Here is a 24,045-nt window from a genome sequence, read left to right as displayed (position 1 = left end):
TAAGTTTGAGGAGGAGCTAAGGCGGCTGAGCGGGTTGGTGGACCACCTCTCCGCACGCCCCCTTTTCCTTTTCAACGAGAGTTTTGCTGCCACCAGCGAACCAGAGGGATCGGAGCTGGGAACAGGGGTGGTGCGGGCTTTTGTGGAACAAGGGGTGCGAGTGGTGTTCGTCACGCACTTTTACTCCCTGGCTGCGGCCTTCCTGGGAGATCCCCAGGCCCTTTGCCTGCGAGCGGAGCGGCTTGCCGATGGCCGGCGCACCTACCGCCTGAAGCTGGGGCTTCCGGAACCCACGTCCTACAGCGGGGACCTTTTGCGCCAGATCTTTGGTCAGGAGGCCCTCTGAGCTCCAGGCAACTACTCCTTTTCTGTCCAGGTGGCCAGCGTCTCCGCCAGTTGCTGCCGAAGCCTTTCCAAGGGTTCCGGAAAGGCGGCCAAGGCATCTGCAGGATGCTCAGCCCTCTGCACCTCCTCGCTCAGAAGCCGCTCCAAGGCTGCTAGGATGCCCATAAGGCGGAGGCGGAGGAAGCGTTGGGGGCTAAAGACCTGACGTTCAGCCAGGAGGGCTTTGGCCGCTTCTTCCACTTCGGCCAGCGGCTGGACCTCCACTCCCAGGCGCCGTCCCACTTCCATCAGGTCCAGAAAAGCCCCCAAGAGGGGCTCTCCCTTGGGGGGCTCCCCGGGGGCCAGGCGGCTTAGGAGGGCCAGGGTTCCTCCCAGTTCCGCCCGCAAGCCGGCGAGGTGGAACTCCAGTACCTGGCGGTCACTCTGGCATTTGAAGAGCTCGTAGCGTAAAACGGCGTTCTCCTTTAACGCAGGTGCTGCTTCTTGGGTAATACGCTGGTTCTGTGAACGAAGAAAAGCGATTTCCTCTTGGGCTTGTTCCAGTTTCTGCCTGAGCTCCTCCAGAAGCTGGGCTTCTTGGGAATGGGGGCCCTGGGGATTTTTGCGGTTTCGCTTGAAAAGCCCCATGGACTCTACCTCCTAACACGGGCCAGGAGGGCCAAAAGCGCGAGGAGGGCTAGGGCCTCGCTCAGGACGGCAAAGGCCATCACCTGAGCGGGGGAGCGATCGTACAGGAGACCCATGGCCACGCTTCCGATGAGCCAAGCTAGGCCAAAGGCAGTGTCAAAGAGCCCATAGGCGAAGGCCGAGCCTCCAAGGCGGCCTACGCCAGCCCGCATCACGCTCTCCTGCAGACCCAAGGCCCCACCCCAAAGCAGGCTTCCCGCCCACCAAAGGCCCGGGCCACCCTCCAGGAGGAGAGCCGGGGCGGCCAAGGCCAGAAGGGGCGCCAGAAGGAGGCTCTTTAGGCCCATGCGGTCAAAGGCTAGGCCCGCAAGGAGGGCCAAAAGGGCGTCCGCTCCCATAGCCAGGGCATAGAAAAGGGGAATCTGCTTAGGCTCGGCTCCCGACCTCTCCAGATGGAAGGCCAAGAGCTGGAAGTGGACCAGACCTAGGGCAAAGAGGGCGGCGTAGGCAAGGTAAAGGTAAAATCCAGGGGGGAGGACTTGGCTGGGATTTTTCCTTTCTGCTTTGGGCTCGAGGCCCCGGGCCCCCAGGAGGACCAGGAGGGCCAGAAGGGCGGGAAGGAGCAAAAGGGCAAAGCCCATGCGGTAGCCTCCCAGGGCCACGCCCAGGGCCACCAGGAGGGGGCCAAGGACGGCCCCCAGCTGGTCCATGGTCTCGTGGATGCCGAAGGCCTTGCCAAAGCCCACCTCCTCCCCGGCCCTGGCCAGGAGGGCATCCCGGGAAGGGGTGCGAAGGCCCTTGCCCAAGCGTTCCAGGAAGAGGAGGAGGCTGGCCCCGCCCACGTTCTGGGCCAGAGCCAGGGCGGGTACCGAGAGAAGGTTCACCGCATAGCCCAGGTAGAGGAGGGGCCAGTGGAGCCGGAAGCGATCGGCAAGGCCTCCGGAGCCCAGGCGGGCCAGGTAGCCCAGAAACTCTCCCACCCCTGCCACCAAGCCTACCAGGGCCCCGGAGGCTCCCAAGGCTCCCAGGAAGGCCCCGGAGACGCTCCGCCCTCCTTCGTAGGTGAGGTCGGCGAAAAGGCTCACCAAGCCTATGGCCATCACAAACCGCCACGCTGCGTTCATTTTCCCTCCGGAAGGTAGCGCACCTCCTGCACCCTCTCCAGGGTGGCCAGGCCTTCCGTTACCATACCATCCCGCGTGGGCAGGAGGGCCTGGTTTGTCTCTTCTATGACCACATCTCCCTCATCACCGGGAGGTCTTCGGAAAGTTGAAGGGTTTTGGCATTGTGGATCCGGAAGTGGGCTCCTTGACCCCAGAACCCCTTGAAGGCCCTGGCTCCGGCCGGACCCCCGTCCGTGGCGGCCTGGATGCTGGCCGCGTGGAGGGGTTGGCCCCCATGCCGGCCTGACTCCCCCATGAAGATAAGCAGGAGCAGGGCACCCCACCGGAAGCGCATTTCCCTCACCTCGCCCTTTCGTAAAGTAGGTTTAGCGCCTCCTTTAGGTAGGCCTCGAGGGGCAGGGACTTTACGGCTTCAAGCAGACCCCCGAGGTCGTACCCCACCCGGTAAAGGCGCACTTCCCCTCCTTCGTAAAGGGCGAGGCTGGCCCGAGGGTCCCCATCCAAGGGTTGGCCCGCCGACCCGGGATTGACGAAGAGCTTCCCTCCGATACGGCGCACGAAGGGAAGGTGGGTGTGGCCAAAAACCACCACCTCAGCCCGCAGGCTTTCCGCCGCTTCTAAAAGGACCTCCTCTCCCGCTTGGGGGTCAAGGCGGTAGTCGTAGAGGGGGTCCTGTAGGCTTCCGTGCACCAGGGCGAAGCGGGTGTGGTCTGCGGCCCAGACCGCGTAAAGGGGTAGGCTTCGCAGGTAGGCCAGATCCTCGGGTCTGAGTGCCTGTCGGGTCCACTCTAGGAGGGCCTTGGCCAACGGGGCCTTGCGAGGGGCTGCCTTGGGGTCCCCGCCAAAGGCTACCGCGTGGTCATGGTTTCCCCGGACCGCCACCGCCCCTACCCGCCGGAGCCAGGCCACCACCCCCCGTGGGCTGGGACCGTAGTTCACAGCATCGCCGGCAAAGAGGACGGCCTCCACCGGACCCACTGCCTGCAGAATGGCCTGAAGGGCCCAGGTGTTGCCGTGCAAGTCGCTCAGGATCAGGATGCGCACGTTACCTTCCCTCTATCCGGTCTTCTAGCAGTTCCCAAAAGCCAAGGAGGGCACCCCATTCCGCCAAGGCCCGGGCAGCCTTTTCCCCCTTCGGGCCATTGGGGAAGAGGGACAACAAGGCCATCAGGGGCAGGGTGTTACCCTGGCTTTTGAGCCGCTCCAGGGCTTCGGGCCAGGGGAGGGTCTGGAGCAGGAAGAGAAGTAGCGCTGCAGGAGGTTCCCAAGGAGTGTTTAGCCAGGCCTGGCCCTCTGGGGTAAGGGCAAGCTCCAGACCCACCTGCTGGCATAGCCCCACCTTTTCGGCGAGGAGGAGGGCCTCCAGGGGTTCGTCCAGGGAAGCGCGCAGGGCTTCCATGGCCCAGGGTAGGGGTTTGGGATTTGGGGATAGCACCTCTAGGGTATGGTAGAGGTCCTCTGGCCCCACCGGTACTAGGCTTTGGACCATGGCCACCTCCTTTTCTTGCGGACAGCGATCTTTCCGGGTGTTAAGGGAGGATACCGGGGTTCCTCTCCCTTCAGCACCCTACGGTAGCGGTCTTGCAGGGAGCGGAGGTCGCGGATCCAGGCCTCCTCCGGGGCCCGGGGAAACCAGTAGGGACAAGGGCATAGGCGTTTCCAATCCCCCACCGCGGGTTCCCGAGCCCAGGTGAAGGTGAAGCGGCAGGCGAAGAGGGCCCTTCCTTCCAAACGGAAGGGGACCAGGTACAAGCACGCCCGTGGGTGGGTTAAAGCCTCGGGAATGGGGCAGGAGCGGCAGTCCTCCGGGGTTATGGGCCGATCTGCCTCAGCGCTGCAGCGGCCTTCTCGGCGGTAGGGGCAAGGGGGCAGCTCCATCAGTGCACCACCATCACCGCGGAAGGGGCGTAGCGCAAGACCCTCTCAGAAACCGAACCCAGCATCCAGCGCTGCACAGGGGTCAGGCCCCGCCGCCCCAGGACGATGAGGTCAAACCCCTCTTCTTCGGCCACGCGGACCAGGGTCTCTGCCGGATGCCCCACCTGGCTACGGGTCCTTAGGACCACCCCCCGCCGGTCGGCTTCGCTCTGGGCAAAACGGAAGGCTTCGGCCAGGGGCCCCTTGGCCTCCTCCAACACCCCTTCTACTTCAACCCCGAGCTCGGCAAACTCCGGTGGCCGGACCACCGCCAGGGCCAACACCTCCCCGCGGAAGGCCCGGGCCAGCTCTAGAGCCGCCAGCAAAGCCTTCTTCGCAGGTTCTGATCCATCGTACCCCACCAGAATTCTACGGAACATGCCATCTCACCTCGCTCTCCTTCAACTCTTCAGTCGGCCCTTTCCTCGAGGGACTACCCCAGGTCGTCCCTCCTCTCCTGACGGCCTTCCTGAGGGAAGGGCTTGGAGCGCCTAGTCCCCGACCAAGGGGTGGATAGCGAAACCTCCACCTAGCAGCCGCGTACCCTATCCCTTTCCAGGATGGATGGGCCCTGGGCCTATTGTCTGGAGACCTGGGCTCTTTCCGGTGTGCGGACCCTGCAGTCCGGATCTCCTCGAGGCTACCCTTCATCCCGCACCTCCTCGAGGCGTACCTGGGTTTCCCGAAGATGGTGGTGGGGCAGGAAGAAGCGGTTGGCCACCCAAGTGGGCACCACGGCGCTGGCGATGACCGCTGCCACCAGAAGGGAGTACTGTTCCTCGGTGATGATGCCGTGGGTCAGGCCGTAGAGGCTACTGATGGTGCCAAAGGTGAGCCCCGTGGACATGAGGAGGGTGGTGTAGGGCGCATCCCTTCCCCCGTAGCCCAGGACCAGGGTGGTGGGGTAGACTCCTAAAACCTTGGTGCTCATCTTGGCCAGCAGCAAAACGACAAAGCCTCCTAGACCAGCGATAAGGGCAGGCAGGCTCACCAGGCTTCCCGCCCTGAGAAAGTAAAAGGGGGTAAGGAGCCCAAAGGTGAGGGTGCGCAGGCGGCGAATCAGCTGATGGTCCTTGCCCACGCTTCCTGCCAAAACCATGCCCAGCAAATATGCGGGGAGCACGGCCTCCGAGCCGCTCCAGGCCGCCAGGGCTCCTAGGGCAAAAAGGGCGAAGAGGAGAAACTTGGCCTCCAGTTCGTAGGTACCCCCGCCGTAGCGGGCAAAAAATCCGGGGGTAAAGCGTAGGAGCAGGTAAAGGGCCGCCCCTAGCACGAGGGCGAAAATCCAGGTGGCCATCCCAAAAGGGGCGAAGAGCAAACCCAAGGCCAGAATGGTTCCCAGATCGTTGACAAAGCAAGCCGCCAGGATCACCTTGCCGAATGGAGTTTGGTTTAGCCCTAGCTCCAACATCACCGCATACACCACGGCTACGCTGGTGGTGGACAGGGCCACACCGGCGAGCCAGCTGGCCCGGGGGTCCCAACCCAGGAGGGCGTGGGCCAGGAAGGCGGATCCGAGAAAGGGAGCAAAGAAGCCGGCGAGGCCTAGGGCAAAGGCTTGCTTCCAGCTTCGCCGCAGGGTTTCCGGGTCCAGTTCAGCCCCGGCTAGGAAGGTAAGGACCACGCTACCCACCCCTGCCAAAAAGCCCACCCAGGACGCCGAGGTATGAAGGCTCTCCTTGCCTATTAGGGCCCCTGCCGCCACCCCCACCAGGATTTCGGTTAGGGCCACGGAAACCCGGAACCAGATGGAAAACAGGGCCGCTACCACCGCCAAACCCATCCAGACTGCCGCCACATGCCAATCCATGGGTTTCCTCCTTTCCGGGGTAGGAGAAAAGGCTCCTACCCCATGGGGTAGGAGCCATCAGCCCTGGTGGGCGGTTCTAGGCGGGCCCCATCGCCTTAAACCCATTATAGTTGGGGGAATCTGAAGAAGGGATGAAGACCCTTGCTGGTGATGAGGGAGGCCTACAGGCCCTCCTTAGCCTGCGAGAAGGTCGCGGGCCCTTAGGGCCAGGTGCACCTGGGCCAGGACCTCGGGCCGGGAGAGAGGGCCAAGGACCTCTTCCAGCCGCTTCAGGCGGTAGCGCAGGGTGTTGGGGTGGATGTGGAGGGCATAGGCGGCTTCCTCCACGCTGCCCGTGGCCATGTAGACCTCGAGGGTCCTTAGAAGCTTGGGCGGAAGGGGCAGGTAGCGATCCACCAGGGCCTTCAGGTCCTCGGGGGACTGTTGCAGGAGTACGAAGGCCACGGGGTCCAGGCCGCTGAAGGAAAGGGCCTCGCCTGTGCGGGCGGCCTTTAGGGCGATGAGGGCTTCCCGGTAGGCGGTTTGCACCTCTTCCCCGGCGGCATGGACCGCGGAGTAGCCCAGGCGGCTTCCCGGGGGCAGGGCAGAAAGAAGGCTTTGCGCCTCCTTTTGGGGGTTATGCACCTGCCACATGGCCACCAAGCGGTTACCGCGGATGGTGAGGAGGTAGGGGACGCCCAGACGATCCAGGAAGGTGCCCGCCCGGCGGCGGAGCTCTAAGGTGGCCTCCCGCCTCCTTTCCTCCGCCAGGCGGTGGCGCCCGGGCACCGCCTTTGGCTCCACCAGGGCCAGGACCCATTCCACCCCTTCGGTGTCGCCAAAGGCGAAAAGCCGGTCGGATTCCGCCTCCCCGAGGATCAGCCCTTCCAGCAAAGCCCCACCCAAGGATTCCTCCCGCATCCTCTCCAGGGAGCGCTCCAAGGCCCGTACCTTCAGCAGGCGGGCCGCCACCTCCAGGAGGCCTCGAGCCCGTCTGCGCTCCCCTTCCTCCCCGTAGGCCACCAAGAACCCTTCCCCCGCTTCCCAGGCGGTCCATTCCCTGCCTTCCCCCGGTTCCCGGGGGTGCTGGGCGGGCACGGGTCCGGCAAAGCCCAGCACTTCCCCCCAGGGGGCTACCCGGGCCAAGGCCAGGCCGGTGGCTTGGTGGAGAACTTCTAGGAAGGGTCTATCGGGTAGCTTGATGAGGAGGTCCAAGAGGCTGGCCAGGCTCATCCCTGCCCCCAGGTGGAAGAGGCGCAGGGCCACGGCCTTGGCCAGTTCCTCCCGCTTTAGCCAGGGGGGATGGGCGGCCACCCCTAGGCCTTCCTTGCGGGCAAAGTCCAAAAGTTCCGGGTCCGGATGGGAAAGGAGGAAGCCCGAGGCGGTGCGGTAGCGCCAGAGGTTCCCCTCGGGCCGGAAGAGGAGAAGGGCTCCTTCCAGGGGCAGGAGGGGCTTGGGCTCCTCCAGGAGGTAAAGGACGGGGCGGTCTGCAGGGGCTAACACCTCGAGGCCCAGCTCCTCGGCCAGGGCCTGGAAGGCGATGGAGGAGGAACCAAAAACTGACTCAGCCATTGTTAATAAGCACAATAAACCTTTAGGCAGCAGCTAGCCAAGGGTGGCCTTTTGTGCTTTTGCACAAAAAGGAAGGTTGTGTTCGTGTCCCGACCAGTTGCCCGCTGCCCTGGCCCACCCCCATCCTGAGGGGGAAAGGAGCATCATGTTTCAGGGTTCCATTCCTCCTTTGCCCACACCTTTCCGCAAGGGACGCATTGACGAGGAGGCCCTAAGGCGCCTGGTGGAAAGGGCTATCCAAGGGGGTTCCCACGGCCTCAGCGTGGGGGGGACCACCGGGGAGCCCGGAACCTTAACCTTGGAGGAGAGGAAGCGGGTCATAGAGGTGGCCCTGGACCAGACGGCGGGGCGGGTTCCGGTCATCCCCGGAACCGGGGCCTTGAGGCTGGAGGAAACCCTGGAACTCACCCGCTTTGCCCAGGAGGCCGGGGCCCAGGGGGCCATGGTCATCGTCCCCTACTACCTGAAGCCCAACCAGGAGGGGCTATACCGCTACTTCGCCGAGGTGGCGAGGGCGGTGCCCGACTTCCCCTTAATCCTCTACAACATCCCGGGCCGAACCGGGGTGGAGATCGCCCCCAAGACCGTGGCCCGCCTCCGGCGGGACTTTCCCAACATCGTGGGGCTCAAGCACTCCTCCAAGGACCTGGAGTACCTCTCCCAGCTCTTCCAGGAGGCGGGCCGGGACTTTCTCGTTTTTTGCGGCCTGGAAAGCCTCACCCTGCCCATGATGAGCCTGGGGGCGGTGGGGACCATCGCCGCCACCGCCAACTGGCTTCCCCAGGAGGTGGCGAGGCTCACGGAACTGGCCCTCAAGGGGGATTACCAGGGGGCGAGGGAGCTCCACTACCACCTCCTCGAGGCCAACGAGGCCATCTTCTGGGACACCAACCCCATCCCCCTAAAGACGGTGCTTTCCTGGATGGGCCTTTTGCAGAAGGAGTGGCGCCTCCCCTTGGGCCCCACCACCCCCGAGGTGGAGGCGAGGCTTAGGACCATGGCCCAGCGCTACGGGCTTTTGGAGGGGGCATGAAGCTTTGCCGCTTTATCCGCAAGGGCCGGGTCCACCAGGGGGTCTATCGGGACGGCCTCCTCCTGGACGAGGCAGGGGAGGCCCACGACCCCGAGGGGGTTACCTGGCTCCTTCCCTTTACCCCCGGCAAGGTGATCGGGGTGGCCCTGAACTACGCCGACCATGCGGAGGAGCTGGGGCTTCCCCGCCCCGAGGAGCCGGCCCTTTTTTGGAAGCCCAATAGCAGCCTTCTCCCCCACAAGGGGGTGGTGCGCTACCCCCAGGGGGCGGAGTACATGCACTACGAGGTGGAGCTGGCGGTGGTGGTGGGCCGACCCATGCGCAAGGTAAAGGTTAAGGATGCCCTGGACTACGTCCTGGGCTATACCATCGCCAACGACCTGGTGGTGCGGGACTATGTTTCCAACACCTTCCGGCCTCCCATCCGGGCCAAGGGGCGGGACACCTTTGGCCCTCTTGGACCCTTTCTGGTGGTGGGGGAGGTGGCGGACCCTCAGAACCTTGCCCTGAGGGCCTATGTCAACGGGGAGCTTCGCCAGGAGGGGCACACCTCGAGGATGCTCTACTCCGTGGCGGAGCTTTTGGAGTACATCTCCGAGTTCATGACCTTGGAACCCTACGACGTCATCCTCACCGGCACCCCCAAGGGCATAAGCCGGGTGTTCCCTGGGGACGTGATGCGGCTGGAGATCCAGGGGCTGGGTGCCCTGGAAAACCCCATTGAGGAGGAGGCATGAGGTACCAGGACCAGGTGGCGGGGATTCCTTGGGAGAGGATCGAGGCCATCCGAAACGCCCTGAAGGGATGGACGGCCCTCCACTTCATCGGCGGAGAGTTCCGCTCCTCGGAAAGCGGGGAGGTCTTCCCTACCCTGGACCCTTCCGCCAACCAGGTGCTTTCCCATGCGGCCCGGGGCGGGGAAAGGGAGGTGGACCGGGCGGCCAAGGCGGCCCACGAGGCCTTCCCGAAATGGAGCCGCACCCCAGCCCGGGAGCGGAAGCGCTACCTCCTGAGGATCGCCGAGCTTTTGGAAAAGCATGCGGATGAGCTGGCGGTGGTGGAGGCTTTGGATGCCGGGCAGGTTTTGCGCATCGTGAAGGCCCAGGTGGCCCGCTCCGCGGAGAACTTCGCCTTCTACGCCGAGTACGCCGAGCACGCCATGGAGGACCGCACCTTCCCCGTGGACCGGGACTGGCTCTACTACAGCCTACGGGTCCCGGCTGGCCCCGTGGGGATCATCACCCCCTGGAACGCTCCCTTGATGCTTTCCACCTGGCGGATCGCCCCCGCCTTGGCCTTCGGGGACACGGTGGTCCTGAAGCCTGCGGAGTGGAGCCCCTTAACCGCCAGCAAACTGGCGGAGATCGTGCAGGAGGCGGACCTTCCCCCTGGGGTCTTCAACCTGGTGCAGGGGTTTGGCGAGGAGGCGGGGGCCGCCCTGGTGGCCCATCCCCTTGTTCCCCTCATCACCCTCACCGGGGAGACGGAGACCGGGAAGGTGGTGATGCAAAACGCCGCTAAGCACCTGAAACGGCTTTCTTTGGAGCTTGGCGGGAAGAGCCCGGCCTTGGTCTTTGCCGATGCTGATCTGGAGCGGGCTTTGGATGCGGTGGTGTTCCAGATCTACTCCTTCAATGGGGAACGGTGCACGGCCAGCTCCCGCCTGTTGGTGGAGGAGAGCATCTTTGAGGACTTCGTGGGGAGGGTGGCCGAAAGGGCCCGGGCCATCCGGGTGGGCCATCCCCTGGACCCCGAGACGGAGGTGGGGCCCCTCATCCACCCCGAACACCTAGAGAGGGTGCTGGGGTATGTGGAGGCGGGCCTTAGGGAGGGGGCCAGGCTTCTGGTGGGAGGAAGGAGGGCCAGCACCTCCTTCCGCGGGGAAGACCTCTCCCAGGGGAACTACCTGGAGCCCACCCTGTTCGTGGGGGAGAACCATATGCCAATCGCCCAGGAGGAGATCTTCGGTCCCGTTTTGCTGGCCATCCCCTTCAAGGATGAGGAGGAGGCCCTTAGGAAGGCTAACGCTACCAGATACGGCCTGGCGGCCTACGTCTTCACCAAGGACCTGGAGAGGGCCCACCGCCTGGCCCTAGAGCTGCAAGCGGGCCTCATCTATCTGAACAGCCACAACGTGCGCCACCTTCCCACCCCCTTTGGCGGGGTTAAGGAGAGCGGGGACCGGCGGGAAGGGGGGTGGTACGCCCTGGAGTTCTATACCGACCTCAAGGCCGTGGGGCTTCCCCTAAGGCCCCCCCACGTGCCCAAGTTCGGAAAGAGGTGAGAGGATGGCACGAACAGGAGCGGAGTACCTGGAGGCCCTCAAGGAGCGCCCCCCTAACCTCTGGTACAAGGGGGAAAAGGTGGAGGATCCCACCACGCACCCGGTTTTCCGGGGAATCGTGCGCACCATGGCGGCCCTATACGACCTGCAGCACGACCCCCGGTACCGCGAGGCCCTCACCTACGAGGAGGAGGGGAGGCGGCATGGGATGAGCTTCCTCATCCCCAAGACCAAGGAGGACCTAAAGCGCCGGGGCCAGGCCTACAAGCTTTGGGCGGATCAGAACCTGGGGATGATGGGCCGTAGCCCGGATTACCTCAATGCCGTGGTCATGGCCTATGCCGCCAGCGCCGAGTACTTTGGCGAGTTTGCCGACAACGTGCGAAACTATTACCGCTACCTCCGCGACCATGACCTGGCCACCACCCACGCCCTCACCAACCCCCAGGTGAACCGGGCCAAGCCGCCCTCGGCCCAGCCCGATCCCTATATCCCCGTGGGGGTGGTGCGGCAGACGGAAAAGGGCATCGTGGTGCGCGGAGCCCGCATGACCGCCACCTTTCCCCTGGCGGACGAGGTCCTCATCTTCCCCTCCACCCTGCTTAAGGAGGGGCCGGGGAGCGAGAAGTACGCCATCGCCTTCGCCCTGCCCACCTCCACCCCGGGCCTCCACTTCCTCTGCCGCGAGGCCTTGGTGGGAGGGGATAGCCCCTTTGATTATCCCCTCAGCAGCCGCCTCGAGGAGATGGACTGCCTGGTGATCTTTGACGACGTGCTGGTCCCCTGGGAGCGGGTCTTCATCCTGGGAAACGTGGAGCTTTGCAATAACGCCTACGCCGCCACGGGGGCTTTGCAGCACATGGCCCACCAGGTGGTGGCCCTGAAGACCGCTAAGACCGAGGCCTTCCTGGGGGTGGCGGCCCTGATGGCCGAGGGGATCGGGGCCGACGCCTACGGCCACGTGCAGGAGAAGATCGCGGAGATCATCGTCTACCTGGAGGCCATGCGGGCCTTCTGGACCCGGGCGGAGGAGGAGGCCAAGGAGAACGCCTTTGGCCTCTTGGTGCCTGACCGGGGGGCCCTGGATGGGGCCAGGAACCTCTACCCCAGGCTCTACCCCCGCCTTAGGGAGATCCTGGAGCAGATCGGGGCCAGCGGCCTCATCACCCTGCCCTCGGAACGGGACTTCAAGGGACCCTTGGCTCCCCTGTTGGAGAAGTACCTGCAGGGGGCGACCCTCGAGGCCAGGGAACGGGTGGCCCTTTTCCGCCTGGCCTGGGACATGACCCTCTCGGGGTTTGGGGCGCGGCAGGAGCTTTACGAGCGCTTCTTCTTCGGGGACCCGGTGCGCATGTACCAGACCCTCTTTAGCGTGTACGATAAGGAACCCTACAAGGAGCGGATCCGCACCTACCTCAAGGGGGCGCTTTCCGTGTTTAGGGAGGTGGAGGCGTGACGGGTGCCTTTCCCGAGGAATCCGCGGGTTTGCCTACGCCAGAGAAGTCCCTTAAAGAGGCGTTCCGGGAGGCCTTAAGCCGCTTTGCCGCCGGGGTTACGGTGGTGTCCGCCCGGCTGGGGGAAGAGGAACGGGGCATGACCGCCACCGCCTTCATGTCCTTGAGCCTCGAGCCTCCCCTGGTGGCCTTGGGCATCCACGAAAAGGCGAGGCTTCTGCCCATCCTGGAGGCCTCCCGGGCCTTCACCGTCAGCTTTCTGAGGGAGGGGCAGGAGGCGGTTTCCCAGCACTTTGCCGGGAAGCCCCAGGAAGGGGTGGCCCTGGTGGAGGGGAGGGTGGAAGGGGCCCTGGCGGTTTTGCGCTGCCGGTTGGCCGCGGTCTACCCTGGAGGGGACCACCGCCTGGTGGTGGGCCTTGTGGAGGCCATTGAGCTGGGGGAACCGGGCCTTCCCTTGGTGTACTTCGGCCGTGGCTACAGGAGGTTGGTATGGCCATCGTGAGGGTAGGGTTCCTGGAGCTTTGGGTTAAGGACCTGGAGAGGAGCCTGGAGTTTTACCAGGGGCTTTTGGGCTTCCGCCTGGAGCACAGGGAGGGGCAAAGCGCCTACCTGCGGGGTTACGAGGAGCGGGAGTGGAGCCTGAAGCTCACCCAAGGGGCCTTCCCCGCCGTGCGCAGCCTGGGCTTTAAGGTGGACGAAGAGGGGGTGGACCAAGCCCTGGCCTGGGCGGAACGGGAGGGGCTTCCCCACCGTTTGGAGACCGACTGGGGACGGCCGCGGATGCTCCGGGTCCAGGATCCCTTTGGCTACCCCTTGGTCTTCTACTCGGGGGCGGAGAAGCTTCCCCGTGTCCTTCAGGACTACCACCTGTACCGCGGGCCGGGGATTTTGCGCATCGACCACCTGAACCTCTTCTCCCCGGAGGTGGAAAGGGCCACCCGCTACTACCAGGAGGTCCTGGGCTTCCGCCTCACCGAGTACACCGAGGACGAGGAGGGAAGGCTTTGGGCCAGCTGGCTCCACCGCAAGGGGAACGTCCACGACGTGGCCTTCACCAATGGGGAAGGCCCCAGGCTCCACCACTTCGCCTACTGGCTTCCCGACCCCATGGCCATCCTCAGGGCGGCGGACATCCTGGCGGGGGCCAGGAGGACGGACCAGATCGAAAGGGGTCCGGGGCGGCATGGGATATCCAACGCCATGTTCCTCTACCTTAAGGACCCGGACGGGCACCGTATAGAGCTTTACACCTCCGACTACCTCACCGTGGACCCCGACCTGCCCCCGGTGCGCTGGAGCCTGAACGACCCCAGGCGCCAGACCCTTTGGGGGCACAAGACCCCAAGAAGCTGGTTCCTGGAGGGCAGCGCGCTTCTGGACCTCGAGGACCGGCCCTTGCCCACCCGGCCCTCTCCGTTGGCCGGCATCCCCGAGCACGTGACCTAGTTGACGGGACAGATGTCCCTAGGTAGACTGGAAGGCAAACGGTCGTTAGTTAGACCCAGTCCGGGCCTTGCCCGGTGGGAAAGGGACAAGGAGGGAAAAGCATGAAACGATGGTTGGCAGCCCTGTTGGTGTTGGCCCTTTCGGCCCTGGCCCAGGAGGTTCTGAAGGTGGGCGTGGTGGTCTCCGCCACCGGTCCCGCCGCCTCCTTGGGGATTCCGGAACGGAACACCTTCCTCATGCTCCAGGAGATGCTGGACCGGACGGGAGGTGTGGCCGGGCGCAAGGTGCAGTTCGTCATCCTGGACGATGCCTCCGACACCACCCAGGCGGTGCGCAACACCCGCCGCCTGGTGGAGGAGGGCGTGGTGGCCATCATCGGCACCACCACCACCCCGGCCTCCTTGGGCATGATCCCCGTGGTGGCCGAGGCCAAGGTGCCCATGATCTCCTTGGCGGCCAGCAAGGACATCATCCATCCCGTGGACGCCCAGCGCTTCTGGGTCTTCAAGACCCCGCAGACGGAGGAGCTCATGGCCCGGGCCATCGTGGCGGACATGGTGGCCAGAGGGGTGAAGACCGTGGGCTACATCGGCTTCAACGACGCCTACGGGGAGGGCTGGGCCCGCTTCTTTGAGGCCGAGGCCAAGGCCAAGGGCCTCCAGGTGGTGGCCAGCGAGCGGTATGCCCGCACCGACACCTCGGTGACCGGCCAGGTGCTCAGGATCATCGCCCGCCGGCCCGATGCCGTTCTCATCGGGGCGAGCGGCACCCCTGCGGTGCTGCCCCAGCGCACCCTGAGGGAACGGGGGTACGCAGGCCTCATCTACCAGACCCACGGGGTGGCCAACCCCGACTTCCTGCGGGTGGGGGGTAAGGACGTGGAGGGCACCCTCCTTCCCGCCGGCCCCATCCTGGTGGCGGAGCAACTTCCCAGCACCTTCCCCAGCAAGCGGGTGGCCCTGGACTACATCCAGCGCTACGAGGCCAAGTACGGTATCGGCAGCTACTCCACCTTCGGAGCCCATGCCTGGGATGCTTGGCTGATCCTGAAGCCGGCCTTGGAGCGGGCCTTGAAGCGGGTGGATCCCGCCAAGGACCTGGCGGGCTTCCGTTCTGCCTTGCGGGACGAGATCGAAGCCACCCGGAACCTGGTGGCCACCCACGGGGTTTTCACCTTCAGCAAGGAGGACCACCTGGGCCTGCGCTTTGAGGACGCTGCGGTGATGGTCCAAATTGAGGGAGGCCGCTGGAAGCTGGAGCGTATCTTCCGCTAAGCCATGGACGCCACCATCCTCAGCTTCCTACTCTTGGACGGGTTGCAAAACGGGGTGGTCTACGGGCTTCTGGCCCTCTCCCTGGTCCTGGTTTTCGCCGTTACCCGGGTGATCCTGGTGCCCATCGGGGAGCTGCTCATGTTCGCCCCCCTCTCCCTGGTGTGGCTTTTGGAAGGGGAGCTTCCCGGTACCCTGTGGCTGGCCCTGGCCCTGGGGGGGGCCTGGGCCCTGATGGACCGGGGCCGGGGGGCCCTGCTGCCCCTTCTGGGAGGGGTGGGGCTTTTCCTCCTTTTCCTGGTAGCCCAGGGCAGGCCCTTTTTGGCCCATGGGGCGGCGGTGCTCCTGGTGGTCTACCTGGGGGTGGCCACCTATAGGGTCTTCTTCCAGCCCATGCGGGGGGCCACGGTGCTCTCCCTTCTCATCATGGCCGTAGGCCTCCACGTGGCCTACCAGGGCCTGGGCCTGGTCTTCTTCGGCCCCGAGCAGTTCCGGCCCGCCCCCCTCCTTTCCGGGGAGGTCATGGTGGGCCTTTCCTGGCAGGGGGTTTTGGTCCTCCTCTTCGCCGCCTTGAGCCTGGCGGGCCTTTACCTCTTTTTCCGTTTTTCCCTTTTCGGCAAGGCGCTTTTGGCGGCGGCGGAGAACCGCTTGGGAGCCCGGCTTTCCGGCATACGTCCGGAGGAAGCGGGGATGGTGGCCTTTGGCATCGCTAGCCTACTGGCGGCCCTGTCCGGGCTTCTTTTGGCTCCCCTCATCAATGCCGCCTATTTCATGGGCTTTATGCTGGGGCTTAAAGGATTCGTGGCCGCCATCCTGGGGGGGCTTGCCAGTTACCCGGTGGCCTTCTTGGGGGCGCTTCTCGTGGGACTATTTGAAAGCTTTACCAGCTTCTACGCCAGCGCCTACAAGGAGGCCTTGGTCTTCCTACTCCTGGTGCCCGCCCTTTTCTACCAGAGCCTGAGGGCTAGGACGGTGGAGGAGTGATGCGCTACCTTTGGTTTTTGTTGCTCCTTTTGCCCTGGGTACTCTCCCCCTTTCCCTACTACCTCACCCTGCTGAACTTTTTCGCCCTCTCGGCCATGGTGGCCCTTTCCCTTTACGTGCTCACGGGCTTGGCGGGGATGACCAGCTTCGCCCAGGCGGCCTTCATGGGGATGGGGGCCTATGCCACAGCCCTTGTTACCCTTAAGCTGGGGCTTTCTCCTTGGCTGGGGCTTCTGGCAGGGCTGGGGTCGGCGTTTCTGCTGGCTTTGCTCCTGGGGGGGCTTACGGTGCGGCTGAAGGGCCACTTCCTGCCCCTTTCCACCATCGCCTGGCAGGTGGCCCTGTACATTCTGGCGGGGAACCTGGTGGGGCTTACAGGGGGGCACACCGGGCTTACCGATCTCCCCCCGCTGGGCCTCTTCGGTATCCCCCTGGACACGGGCCTTCGCTACGCCTTCCTTACCCTTTTCCTCTTGGCCCTTCTGATCCTGGCCCTCTACAACCTGCGCCATAGCCGCATAGGCCGGGCCCTTTTGGCCCTGAGGGGGGATGCCCTGGCGGCGGCCAGCTTCGGGGTGGATCCGGCAGCCCTCAGACTCAAGGCCTTTTTGCTCTCCGGGACCATCGCTGGCCTGGCCGGTTTCCTTTACGCCCACTTCCTGCGCTTTGTCAATCCCACGCCCTTTTCCCTGGAGGCCTCCATCAAGTATCTGGTGATGGCCGTGGCGGGAGGGGTGGGGAGCATTCCCGGAGTGCTTTTGGGAGCAGCTTTTTTCACCGGCCTCGAGGACTGGCTGAAGGACCTCCTGCCCCTCTTTCTGGGGCGGCAGGGGAACTACGAGACCATCGGCTATGGCCTGATCCTGGCCCTGATCCTTATCCTGGCCCCCAAGGGCCTCTGGCCCCTGGTGGAACGGTACCTGCCAAGCCGGGACCCAGGGCTGCCCCAGGGGGAACCCCTTTCCCTCCGGAGCCCTGACGGCCCCCGGGGTGAGGTGGTTCTGGAGGTTCGGGGCCTGCAGAAGTCCTTCGGGGGGCTTTTGGCGGTGGCTGGGGTTTCCTTCTCCCTAAAGCGGGGGGAGATCCTGGCCCTGATCGGGCCCAACGGGGCGGGGAAGAGCACCACCTTCAACCTGGTGGCCGGGGCCCTGCTCCCCGACCGGGGCCAGGTGTACCTCTTCGGCCAGGAGATCACGGGGCTCCCTCCCCACCGGATCCATGCCTTGGGCCTGGGCCGCACCTTTCAGCACCCGCACCTCTTCCCGGAGCTCACGGTGCTGGAAAACGCCGCCTTGGGTACCCATAGCCGCACCCGGGCGGGCTTTTTCCAGGCCCTTTTGGGCCTATCCCGCAAGGAGGAGGAACAGGCCTTGGCCACGGCTTACCGGGCCCTGGTGCGGGTGGGGTTGGAGTCCTTGGCCCTGGAAAAGGCGGAGCGCCTTTCCGTGGGTCAACAGCGCCTTTTGGAGATCGCCCGGGTCCTGGCCTCGGGGGCGGAGGTGCTCCTTTTGGACGAGCCGGGGGCGGGGCTAAGGGCCCAAGAGAAAAGGGAGCTGGCCTCCCTTCTCCGTTCCCTGGTCAGGGAGGGCTATACGGTCCTGATCGTGGACCACGACATGGACCTCATCATGGGCCTGGCGGACCGGGTGGTGGTGATGAACTACGGGGAGAAGATTGCGGAAGGAAGCCCCAAGGAGGTGCAGAGGAACCCCCTGGTGCGGGCGGCCTATTTGGGAGAGGAGGAGGTGGCATGAGTCTCCTTTCCGTTCAGGGTCTGACCGTGCGCTACGGGCCCCTGGAGGCGGTCCGGGAGGTAACCTTTTCCCTGAAGCCAGGGGAAGCCCTCACCCTCATCGGCCCCAATGGGGCGGGGAAGACCAGCGTGCTGCGGGGGCTTTTGGGCCTGGCCCAGGCGGAGGGGAAGGTTTTCCTGGACGGGGAGGAGGTGCGGCTACGAAGCCCGGAAGCCCTTCTAGCCCGGGGTCTGGTCCTGGTGCCGGAGGGCCGGGCCCTTTTTCCCGGGCTTTCCGTGGAGGACAACCTGCTCCTGGGGGGGTTTACCCGTTTCCGCCGGCGGGAGAACCTCAGGCCGGACCTGGAGAGGGTCTATGCCCTTTTCCCCCGGCTTTTGGAGAGGAGAAGGCAGCCCGCCGGTACCCTTTCCGGTGGGGAGCAGCAGATGCTGGCCATCGGCCGCGCCCTCATGGCGAGGCCCCGGCTCCTCCTTCTGGACGAGCCCTCCTTGGGCCTGGCTCCCCTGATGGTGCGGGAGATCTACCGCATCCTGGGGGAGCTTAAGGGCGCGGGGACCACCCTCCTTTTGGTGGAGCAAAACGCCAAGGTGGCCTTGGCCCTGGCGGACCGGGGGCTGGTGCTGGAGGCGGGGGAGGTGGTCCTCGAGGGGCCGGCGGAGGCCTTGAGGCAGGACCCCAGAGTGGTGGAGGCCTATTTGGGGCTATCCCGGGAGGTGGAAGGGTGAGGGAATTCCCGGGGGATACCTTCATGCGCACCTGGGGCCTCCAGGTTGGGCACCTGGCCCCGGGGGAAGCGGTGGTGGCGAAGGCGCACCTCAACCCCCACGGGGGCTTCCTCAAGGTACTGAGCCGCGTGGCCTGCGCCTTGGCTTGCACCTCCCGGGGGTCCGCCGTGGCCCTCTCCTGCCGCCCGGATTACTTCCGTCCCCTTTCTACTGGGGTGCGGGTAGAGGCCAGGGCAAAGGAGGCGAACCTCTTCCGGCGCCCCGACACCTATCCGGTGGTCTCTGAGGGTGGGTTCAGCGCCTGGTCTTGTGGGAATGGTACTTCGCCTTGGAGGTGATGCGGAATGATGTACCAGCCGGAACTGGAAACCCTGTCCAGGGAAAAGCTTAGGGCCTTGCAGGAGGAGAGGCTGGGGGCCGTGGTGGCCTACGTGTACGAAAGGGTGCCCTTCTACCGGCGGCTTCTGGATGAAGCGGGGGTGGACCCGAAGGGGGTGCGGACCCTCGAGGACCTTCCCAAACTCCCCTTCACCAAGAAGGACCACCTCAGGGAAAACTACCCCTTTGGCCTCTTCGCCGTGCCCCGGGAGGAGGTGGCCCGCATCCATGCCAGCAGCGGCACCACGGGTAAGCCCACGGTGGTGGGCTACACCAAGAAAGACCTGCAGGTCTTCGCGGAGGTGGTGGCCCGCTCCCTGGCCGCCGCCGGGGCCAGGCCGGGCATGATGCTCCATAACGCCTATGGCTATGGCCTCTTTACTGGGGGCCTGGGTCTCCACGCCGGGGCCGAGGCCTTGGGGATGACCGTGGTCCCCGTTTCCGGGGGCATGACCGAGCGGCAGCTCATGCTGATTCAGGACTTCCGTCCGGAGGTGATCTCCTGTACCCCCTCCTACGCCCAAACCCTGGCGGAGGAGTTTAGGAAGCGGGGGGTTTCCCCGGAGGAGCTTTCCCTGGAGTACGCCGTGCTGGGGGCTGAGCCCTGGACCGAGGCCATCCGCAAGCAGGTGGATGAGGGCCTGGGGGTGCGGAGTACCAACATCTACGGGCTATCCGAGATCATCGGTCCGGGGGTTTCCAACGAGTGCGTGGAGGAGCGCCAGGGAAGCCATATCTGGGAGGACCACTTCCTTCCCGAGGTGGTGGACCCTACCACCGGCGAGCCCCTTCCCGAGGGCCAGGTGGGGGTCTTGGTCTTCACCACCCTCACCAAGGAGGCCCTGCCCCTCCTGCGCTACTGGACGGGGGACCTCACCTTCCTCACCTATGAGCCCTGTGCTTGCGGCCGGACCCACGTGCGGATGGGTCCCATCCTAGGCCGCACCGACGATATGCTCATCATCCGCGGGGTGAACGTCTATCCCACCCAGGTGGAGGCGGTGCTCCTAGGGATCCCCGAGGTGGAGCCCTATTACCAGATCGTGGTGCGGCGGGAGGGAACCCTGGACGAGGCCGAGCTGAGGGTGGAGGTTTCCCAGGCCTTTTTCCAGGAGATTGGCCGCAAGGCCCTTTCCGATGAGGTCATTGAGGCCGACCACCGCCTCCATGCCCTTAGGGAGAAGGTGGCCCACAAGATTAAGGACACCATCGGGGTGAGCATGAGGGTAACCCTCCTGGCCCCCGGGGAGGCCCCCAGGAGCGAGGGGGGGAAGCTGCGGCGGGTTTTGGACCTGAGGAAGTAGGCCATGCGCCCCATCCCCATCGGTTTTGAGGCGGTGTTTGAGACCTTGGTTACCCCTGAGATGACCGTGAACTTTGAGGAGCTGGGCCCGGTCCATCCCGTGTACGCCACCTACTGGATGGCCAAGCACATGGAGCTGGCGGGGCGGAAGATCATCCTTCCTTTCCTGGAGGAGGGGGAGGAGGGGATCGGTAGCTACGTGGAGGTGCGCCACCTGGCCTCCGCCTTGCCGGGGATGCGGGTGCGGATCGTGGCCCGCCATGAGCGCACGGAGGGGAACCGGGTCTACGCCACCATGGAGGCCTACAACGAGCTGGGGGACCTGATCGGCCGGGGGCGCACGGAGCAGGTGATCCTGCCCAAGGAAAAGGTGGAGGCCCTCTTTGCCCGCTTGCGGGAGAGGTGGGAGGCCTCTGGCCACTCCCGGGGTTAAGGCCACCTGGGACCCCGGTTCCTAAAGCCGCAGGGGCTTGCCGGCCACCAGGAGGTAGACGGCCTGGGCGGCTTCAGCCAATAGGGCGTTCACCTGGCCCAAAAGGTCCCGATAGCGCCGGGCCAGAGGGTTTGCCGGGACAATCCCCATCCCTACCTCGTTGGAAACGGCGATGACCCGCTTGCCGCTGGACCCCACCGCCTGGAGAAAGCGCCGGGTCTCCGCCACGGGGTCCAGGCCCTTTTCCAAGAGATTGGCCACCCAAAGGGTAAGGCAGTCCACCACCACCGTGGGGTGGCGGGCCTGTTCCAGGGCCTCCGCCAGATGGAGGGGTTCTTCCAGGGTCTCCCAGGTGGGAGGGCGTTCTGCCCGGTGGCGGGCGATCCTTTCCTGCATCTCCGCATCCCGGGCTTCCGCGGTGGCGATGAGGGAGGCGTAGGGGCCGGCTAGGCTTTGCGCATAGCGGCTTTTACCGCTTTTGGCCCCGCCCAGGAGCAGGACCAGGCCGGGCGGAGGCGGGGGGTCCGGATCCCTTCCGCTGGCCGCTTCCTTGGGCCCAGAAGGGATGCTCTGGCCTAGGACAAGCCCCAAGCCCCGGTGGAGGCGGTTTAGGTCCAGGTGCTCCTCCAGGGCGTCGGCGAGATGGTCTAGGGCCTCCTCCAATCCCCTAGCCTCCCGGCCAAAGAGGGCCCGTTGGACCCCGGGGTTTTCCAGGAGGCCGTGGAGCCAGGTGGCCAGGAGGGGGCCTTCCTGATGTACCAAAGGAAGCCCCTGGCCGTGGTGGATCTCGTAGCCCTCCACCTCGAGGCCGTTAAGCCTGGCCCAAAACCCCTCGAGCCCGCTGAGCCGGATCCGGCTTCGGCGTACGGTCTTCTCCCGGGCCATCCGCACCCGGAAGGGGAGGAGGCCAAGGCCCGGGAACACCCCCTGGGCCTCCACGCCCGCTTCGTCCTCGAGGAGCTCCGCCAACATCTCCGCCCCACCGCAGAGGGCCAGCACCGGCTTGCCGGCGTCTAGATGCGCCTGCAGGAGGGGGAAAAGGGGGCGAAGCCAGGCCAGGTCCTTGGCGGGCAGGCGGCTACCCGGCAGGATGAGGAGTTCGGCGCCTTCGGCCTCCTCCAGGGTGCGGGCGTACACGGGGCGGGCCAGCTCCGAAAGGGGCCAGAACTCGTCCAGGTTGGAGGCGTGGGGGTAGCGCAGGATGGCCACCTTGGGGCCTCGCCCCCTGTGGGGCACGGGGCGGAAGCCATCCTCCTCGGGCAAAGCCACGGAGAGCATGGGCAAGGTGCCCAGGACGGGTATCCCCGTCCAGCCCTCGAGGAGACCATAAGCCGGTTCCAAAAGGCGGAAATCGCCCCGGAACTTGTTGAGGACGAAGCCCAAAAGCCTTTCCCGGTGTTCCCCCAGTAGGGCCCAGGTGCCGTAGAGGGCGGCCAGTGCCCCGCCTTGGTCCACGTCCGCCACCAGGAGGGCCCTGGCTCCCGCCCACTCCGCCACCCGGAGGTTGGGCAGGTCGGGCCAGAGGTTGCGCTCCACCGGGCTTCCCGCCCCTTCCAGGACCAGGAGGTCAAACTCCCCGCCTAGGGTTTCCAAGGCCTCGCGCACAGGCCCTTCCAGATGGGGTCGGCGTTGGGCCCAAGGGAGCCCCGAAAGGAAGGGGTCCAGCTGGCCCAGGACCACCACCTGGCTTCCCATCTCGCCCAAGGGCTTGATGAGGACAGGGTTCATGCGGGGATCGGGTTCAACCCCCGCTGCCAGGGCCTGTAGCCACTGGGCGCTGGCCATCTCCCCGCCGCCCACCACCCGGGCGTGGTTGGACATGTTTTGCGCTTTAAAGGGCGCCACCCTTAACCCCTGGCGCCGGAAGTGGCGGAGGAGCCCAGCGGTGAGCAGGCTTTTGCCCACGCCGCTTCCCGTGCCCCAGACCATGAGGGCCTTAGCCTGCACCCAGCACCTCCGGGATCCTATCGGGCAAGACCCAAGGAGGCCTACCCTCCCGTAGCCTTCCCGCCGCCTGGGTAAGGGAGGCAGCCGGGGCCATCACCTCCTCACTATACTTGGGACAACACGGACACCAGGGCCTGGATGGCCTCCTCCCTTTGCGCGGAAAGCCTCAGCCACTCCGGCAGGCCGAAGCTGGTGGCGTCCCGCACCCTTATCCCCTTTTCCCGAAGCCTCCGGGCCACCTCCGTGGCCTGGCCCACCCGCACCAGGAGGAAGTTGGTGGGGCTTTCCCGCACCTCGAGGCCCAGTTCCCGAAGCCTCTGGGCCAAGAGGCGCCGCAAGCGGTGGAGCTCGGCCTTAGCCCGGTCCAACCACGCCTGGGCCTCGGGGTCCAGGTGCCCCTCTAAAAGGGCCTCCCCATACACGGAAACCGGCCAGGAGGGGGCCAGGTTACGAAAGGGGGTAAGGTCCAAGGGGGCCACCAGGTACCCGGCCCGCACCCCCGTGAGGCCATGGGCCTTGTTGGGGCTATAGAGCCGCCAGGCGTTTTGGGGTAGAGGAAAAGGGGTTTCCAACAGAGGGTAGTAGGCCAGGTCCAGCACCAAGGCTCCCCCGGCCCTGGTTGTGGCCTCCTCCAGAAAGGGGTAGACCTCCCCCGTGGGGTTATTGGGCACGCAGAGGAAGGCCAAGGAGCTTCTGGGCAAGAGCCTGAGGAACTCCTCGGGGCTTTCCGTTTCCCAAAGGGGCAGGTCCAAGGCCCGGGCGGCCCGGGCGTACTCGCTGAAGGTGGGCTGAAGGAGGAGAATGGGGCCTCTTAGGAAGTTCCAACGGACCAGGCGGTGGATGAGTTCGCTGGTGCCCGTGCCCACGGCCACGTGGGTTTCCGGGACCCCGTGGCTTTCCGCCAGCAGGCGGTGGAGCCTCCGGTAGAGGGGGTCCGGGTAGCGGCTGGGATCGGCCCGCCGTAGGTATTCCAGGATTACCGGATTGGGCCCTAAGGCGTTGACGTTGGTGGAGAAGTCGTGGAGGGGCTCGGGGCCTCCATCGGGTCCCCCGTGGATAGGCGTTAGCACGTCTCCCAGCATGCCTTCCATGCTACGCCTCTCTGCCTTAGCGACCGTGGCCCTGGCCCTGTTCCCAAGGCCCGCCCCTTGGGAAAAGGGGTTAGGGCCGCCCCAGGCGGCCCCCTGCGGGGTAGTGTGGGGAAGGAGGAGGCTGGTGTAGAGGACCAGCGCTTACACTTTCCACGTTTCCACACCGGAAGGGAAACTGGGGGCGTGAAGGGAACACGGGTGTATCTCCTTTCCGAGGCCCGGGGCCTTTCCCGGGACCTCTTGGGCGGCAAGGGGTTTGGGCTCGTGGAGATGGTCCGGGCGGGGCTTCCCGTTCCCCCGGCTCTCATCGTCACCACGGAGGCTTGCCGCCTTTTCTTGCGGGAGGGGGCCGTCCCTGGTCTATGGGAGGAGGTCCGGGCTAAGATGGCGGCCCTCGAGGGCCTAGTAGGCAAACGCTTCGGCAAAGGGGAGGGGAATACCCCTCCCCTTCTGGTTTCCGTGCGGAGCGGGGCCCCGGTGTCCATGCCCGGGATGATGGACACCATCCTCAACCTGGGCCTGACCCTGGAGGGGGTGGAAAGCCTGGCCCGGGCTTCAGGGAACCCCC

The 24,045-nt window shown here is 65.5% G+C and carries 23 protein-coding genes, 1 pseudogene and 1 riboswitch; of the genes and pseudogenes, 14 read left to right on the top strand and 10 right to left on the bottom strand.

What is annotated here, in order from left to right:
• Positions 1 to 346 (top strand): annotated as a pseudogene (locus Q0693_RS02755) (DNA mismatch repair protein MutS); the annotation flags it as partial.
• Between the two features lie 11 nt (positions 347 to 357).
• On the opposite strand, the gene Q0693_RS02750 reads toward Q0693_RS02755, so the two are convergent.
• The 8 genes from Q0693_RS02750 to Q0693_RS02715 all read right to left on the bottom strand — a co-directional run bounded on the left by Q0693_RS02750 (position 358) and on the right by Q0693_RS02715 (position 7,374).
• Positions 358 to 972, bottom strand: a complete 615-nt coding sequence (locus Q0693_RS02750) for a hypothetical protein (protein ID WP_298629022.1) — start codon at positions 970 to 972, stop codon at positions 358 to 360.
• A 5-nt stretch (positions 973 to 977) separates the two neighbouring features.
• A complete protein-coding gene (locus Q0693_RS02745; protein WP_298629021.1) occupies positions 978 to 2,096 on the bottom strand; it encodes an MFS transporter in 1,119 nt (372 codons plus the stop codon).
• A gap of 103 nt (positions 2,097 to 2,199) precedes the next feature.
• A complete protein-coding gene (locus Q0693_RS10800; RefSeq protein WP_366140502.1) occupies positions 2,200 to 2,391 on the bottom strand; it encodes a DUF190 domain-containing protein in 192 nt (63 codons plus the stop codon).
• 44 nt (positions 2,392 to 2,435) lie between these two features.
• Positions 2,436 to 3,140 (bottom strand): metallophosphoesterase family protein, encoded by a 705-nt coding sequence (locus Q0693_RS02735; RefSeq protein ID WP_298629019.1) that lies wholly within the window; start codon positions 3,138 to 3,140, stop codon positions 2,436 to 2,438.
• 1 nt (position 3,141) lies between these two features.
• Positions 3,142 to 3,585: a hypothetical protein gene (locus Q0693_RS02730; RefSeq protein WP_298629017.1), complete on the bottom strand. Its 444-nt coding sequence runs from the start codon at positions 3,583 to 3,585 to the stop codon at positions 3,142 to 3,144.
• A 388-nt stretch (positions 3,586 to 3,973) separates the two neighbouring features.
• Positions 3,974 to 4,393, bottom strand: a complete 420-nt coding sequence (locus Q0693_RS02725; RefSeq protein ID WP_298629015.1) for a universal stress protein — start codon at positions 4,391 to 4,393, stop codon at positions 3,974 to 3,976.
• Positions 4,394 to 4,653: 260 nt separating this feature from the next.
• Positions 4,654 to 5,823 (bottom strand): cation:proton antiporter, encoded by a 1,170-nt coding sequence (locus tag Q0693_RS02720; RefSeq protein WP_298629013.1) that lies wholly within the window; start codon positions 5,821 to 5,823, stop codon positions 4,654 to 4,656.
• 41 nt (positions 5,824 to 5,864) lie between these two features.
• Positions 5,865 to 5,927, bottom strand: a riboswitch (Fluoride riboswitch).
• A gap of 70 nt (positions 5,928 to 5,997) precedes the next feature.
• Complete coding sequence (locus Q0693_RS02715; RefSeq protein WP_298629011.1) at positions 5,998 to 7,374, bottom strand: PucR family transcriptional regulator; 1,377 nt, start codon at positions 7,372 to 7,374, stop codon at positions 5,998 to 6,000.
• A gap of 145 nt (positions 7,375 to 7,519) precedes the next feature.
• On the opposite strand from Q0693_RS02715, the gene hpaI reads away from it, so the two are divergent.
• From hpaI to Q0693_RS02655, 12 genes are all read left to right on the top strand, one after another.
• Entirely contained in the window at positions 7,520 to 8,407 is an 888-nt protein-coding gene (gene hpaI / locus Q0693_RS02710; protein WP_243029567.1) for a 2,4-dihydroxyhept-2-ene-1,7-dioic acid aldolase, read from the top strand.
• Positions 8,404 to 9,144 carry a fumarylacetoacetate hydrolase family protein gene (locus Q0693_RS02705; protein ID WP_298629008.1) on the top strand — a complete coding sequence of 247 codons (741 nt, stop codon included), beginning with the start codon at positions 8,404 to 8,406 and terminating at the stop codon, positions 9,142 to 9,144. Before hpaI ends, Q0693_RS02705 begins: the two co-directional genes overlap by 4 nt.
• Positions 9,141 to 10,691, top strand: a complete 1,551-nt coding sequence (hpaE, locus tag Q0693_RS02700) for a 5-carboxymethyl-2-hydroxymuconate semialdehyde dehydrogenase (RefSeq protein WP_298629006.1) — start codon at positions 9,141 to 9,143, stop codon at positions 10,689 to 10,691. Before Q0693_RS02705 ends, hpaE begins: the two co-directional genes overlap by 4 nt.
• Before the next feature lie 4 nt (positions 10,692 to 10,695).
• A complete protein-coding gene (gene hpaB / locus Q0693_RS02695) occupies positions 10,696 to 12,147 on the top strand; it encodes a 4-hydroxyphenylacetate 3-monooxygenase, oxygenase component (RefSeq protein ID WP_298629004.1) in 1,452 nt (483 codons plus the stop codon).
• On the top strand, positions 12,144 to 12,647 hold the full coding sequence (gene hpaC / locus Q0693_RS02690) for a 4-hydroxyphenylacetate 3-monooxygenase reductase subunit (RefSeq protein WP_243029563.1): 504 nt from the start codon (positions 12,144 to 12,146) through the stop codon (positions 12,645 to 12,647). The genes hpaB and hpaC overlap by 4 nt, the downstream gene beginning before the upstream one ends.
• Positions 12,635 to 13,591, top strand: a complete 957-nt coding sequence (gene hpaD / locus Q0693_RS02685) for a 3,4-dihydroxyphenylacetate 2,3-dioxygenase (protein WP_298629001.1) — start codon at positions 12,635 to 12,637, stop codon at positions 13,589 to 13,591. Before hpaC ends, hpaD begins: the two co-directional genes overlap by 13 nt.
• Positions 13,592 to 13,692: 101 nt before the next feature.
• Positions 13,693 to 14,865: an ABC transporter substrate-binding protein gene (locus Q0693_RS02680; RefSeq protein WP_298628999.1), complete on the top strand. Its 1,173-nt coding sequence runs from the start codon at positions 13,693 to 13,695 to the stop codon at positions 14,863 to 14,865.
• A gap of 3 nt (positions 14,866 to 14,868) precedes the next feature.
• On the top strand, positions 14,869 to 15,846 hold the full coding sequence (locus Q0693_RS02675; RefSeq protein WP_298628997.1) for a branched-chain amino acid ABC transporter permease: 978 nt from the start codon (positions 14,869 to 14,871) through the stop codon (positions 15,844 to 15,846).
• Complete coding sequence (locus Q0693_RS02670) at positions 15,846 to 17,600, top strand: branched-chain amino acid ABC transporter ATP-binding protein/permease (RefSeq protein ID WP_298628995.1); 1,755 nt, start codon at positions 15,846 to 15,848, stop codon at positions 17,598 to 17,600. Before Q0693_RS02675 ends, Q0693_RS02670 begins: the two co-directional genes overlap by 1 nt.
• The gene (locus Q0693_RS02665) at positions 17,597 to 18,325 is read left to right on the top strand and encodes an ABC transporter ATP-binding protein (protein WP_298628993.1); all 729 of its coding nucleotides are present in this window, start codon (positions 17,597 to 17,599) and stop codon (positions 18,323 to 18,325) included. Before Q0693_RS02670 ends, Q0693_RS02665 begins: the two co-directional genes overlap by 4 nt.
• Before the next feature lie 347 nt (positions 18,326 to 18,672).
• Positions 18,673 to 20,007: a phenylacetate--CoA ligase gene (locus Q0693_RS02660; RefSeq protein ID WP_298629026.1), complete on the top strand. Its 1,335-nt coding sequence runs from the start codon at positions 18,673 to 18,675 to the stop codon at positions 20,005 to 20,007.
• A 3-nt stretch (positions 20,008 to 20,010) separates the two neighbouring features.
• A complete protein-coding gene (locus tag Q0693_RS02655) occupies positions 20,011 to 20,439 on the top strand; it encodes a thioesterase family protein (protein ID WP_298628991.1) in 429 nt (142 codons plus the stop codon).
• A gap of 21 nt (positions 20,440 to 20,460) precedes the next feature.
• Here the strand turns inward: Q0693_RS02655 and Q0693_RS02650 are convergent, their stop codons facing one another.
• Together Q0693_RS02650 and Q0693_RS02645 are read right to left on the bottom strand one after the other, a co-directional pair.
• A complete protein-coding gene (locus Q0693_RS02650; protein ID WP_298629024.1) occupies positions 20,461 to 22,368 on the bottom strand; it encodes a cobyric acid synthase in 1,908 nt (635 codons plus the stop codon).
• A 122-nt stretch (positions 22,369 to 22,490) separates the two neighbouring features.
• On the bottom strand, positions 22,491 to 23,468 hold the full coding sequence (locus Q0693_RS02645) for an aminotransferase class I/II-fold pyridoxal phosphate-dependent enzyme (protein ID WP_243029554.1): 978 nt from the start codon (positions 23,466 to 23,468) through the stop codon (positions 22,491 to 22,493).
• Positions 23,469 to 23,660: 192 nt separating this feature from the next.
• On the opposite strand from Q0693_RS02645, the gene Q0693_RS02640 reads away from it, so the two are divergent.
• The coding region (locus tag Q0693_RS02640; protein WP_298628987.1) for a PEP/pyruvate-binding domain-containing protein at positions 23,661 to 24,045 on the top strand (385 nt) is incomplete at its 3' end.

It is taken from the genome of uncultured Thermus sp., from assembly GCF_938010445.1.
GTDB lineage: Bacteria > Deinococcota > Deinococci > Deinococcales > Thermaceae > Thermus > Thermus altitudinis.
The sequence above is the reverse complement of the archived record's forward strand: the minus strand, read 5'-3'. Positions and strand labels throughout refer to the sequence as shown.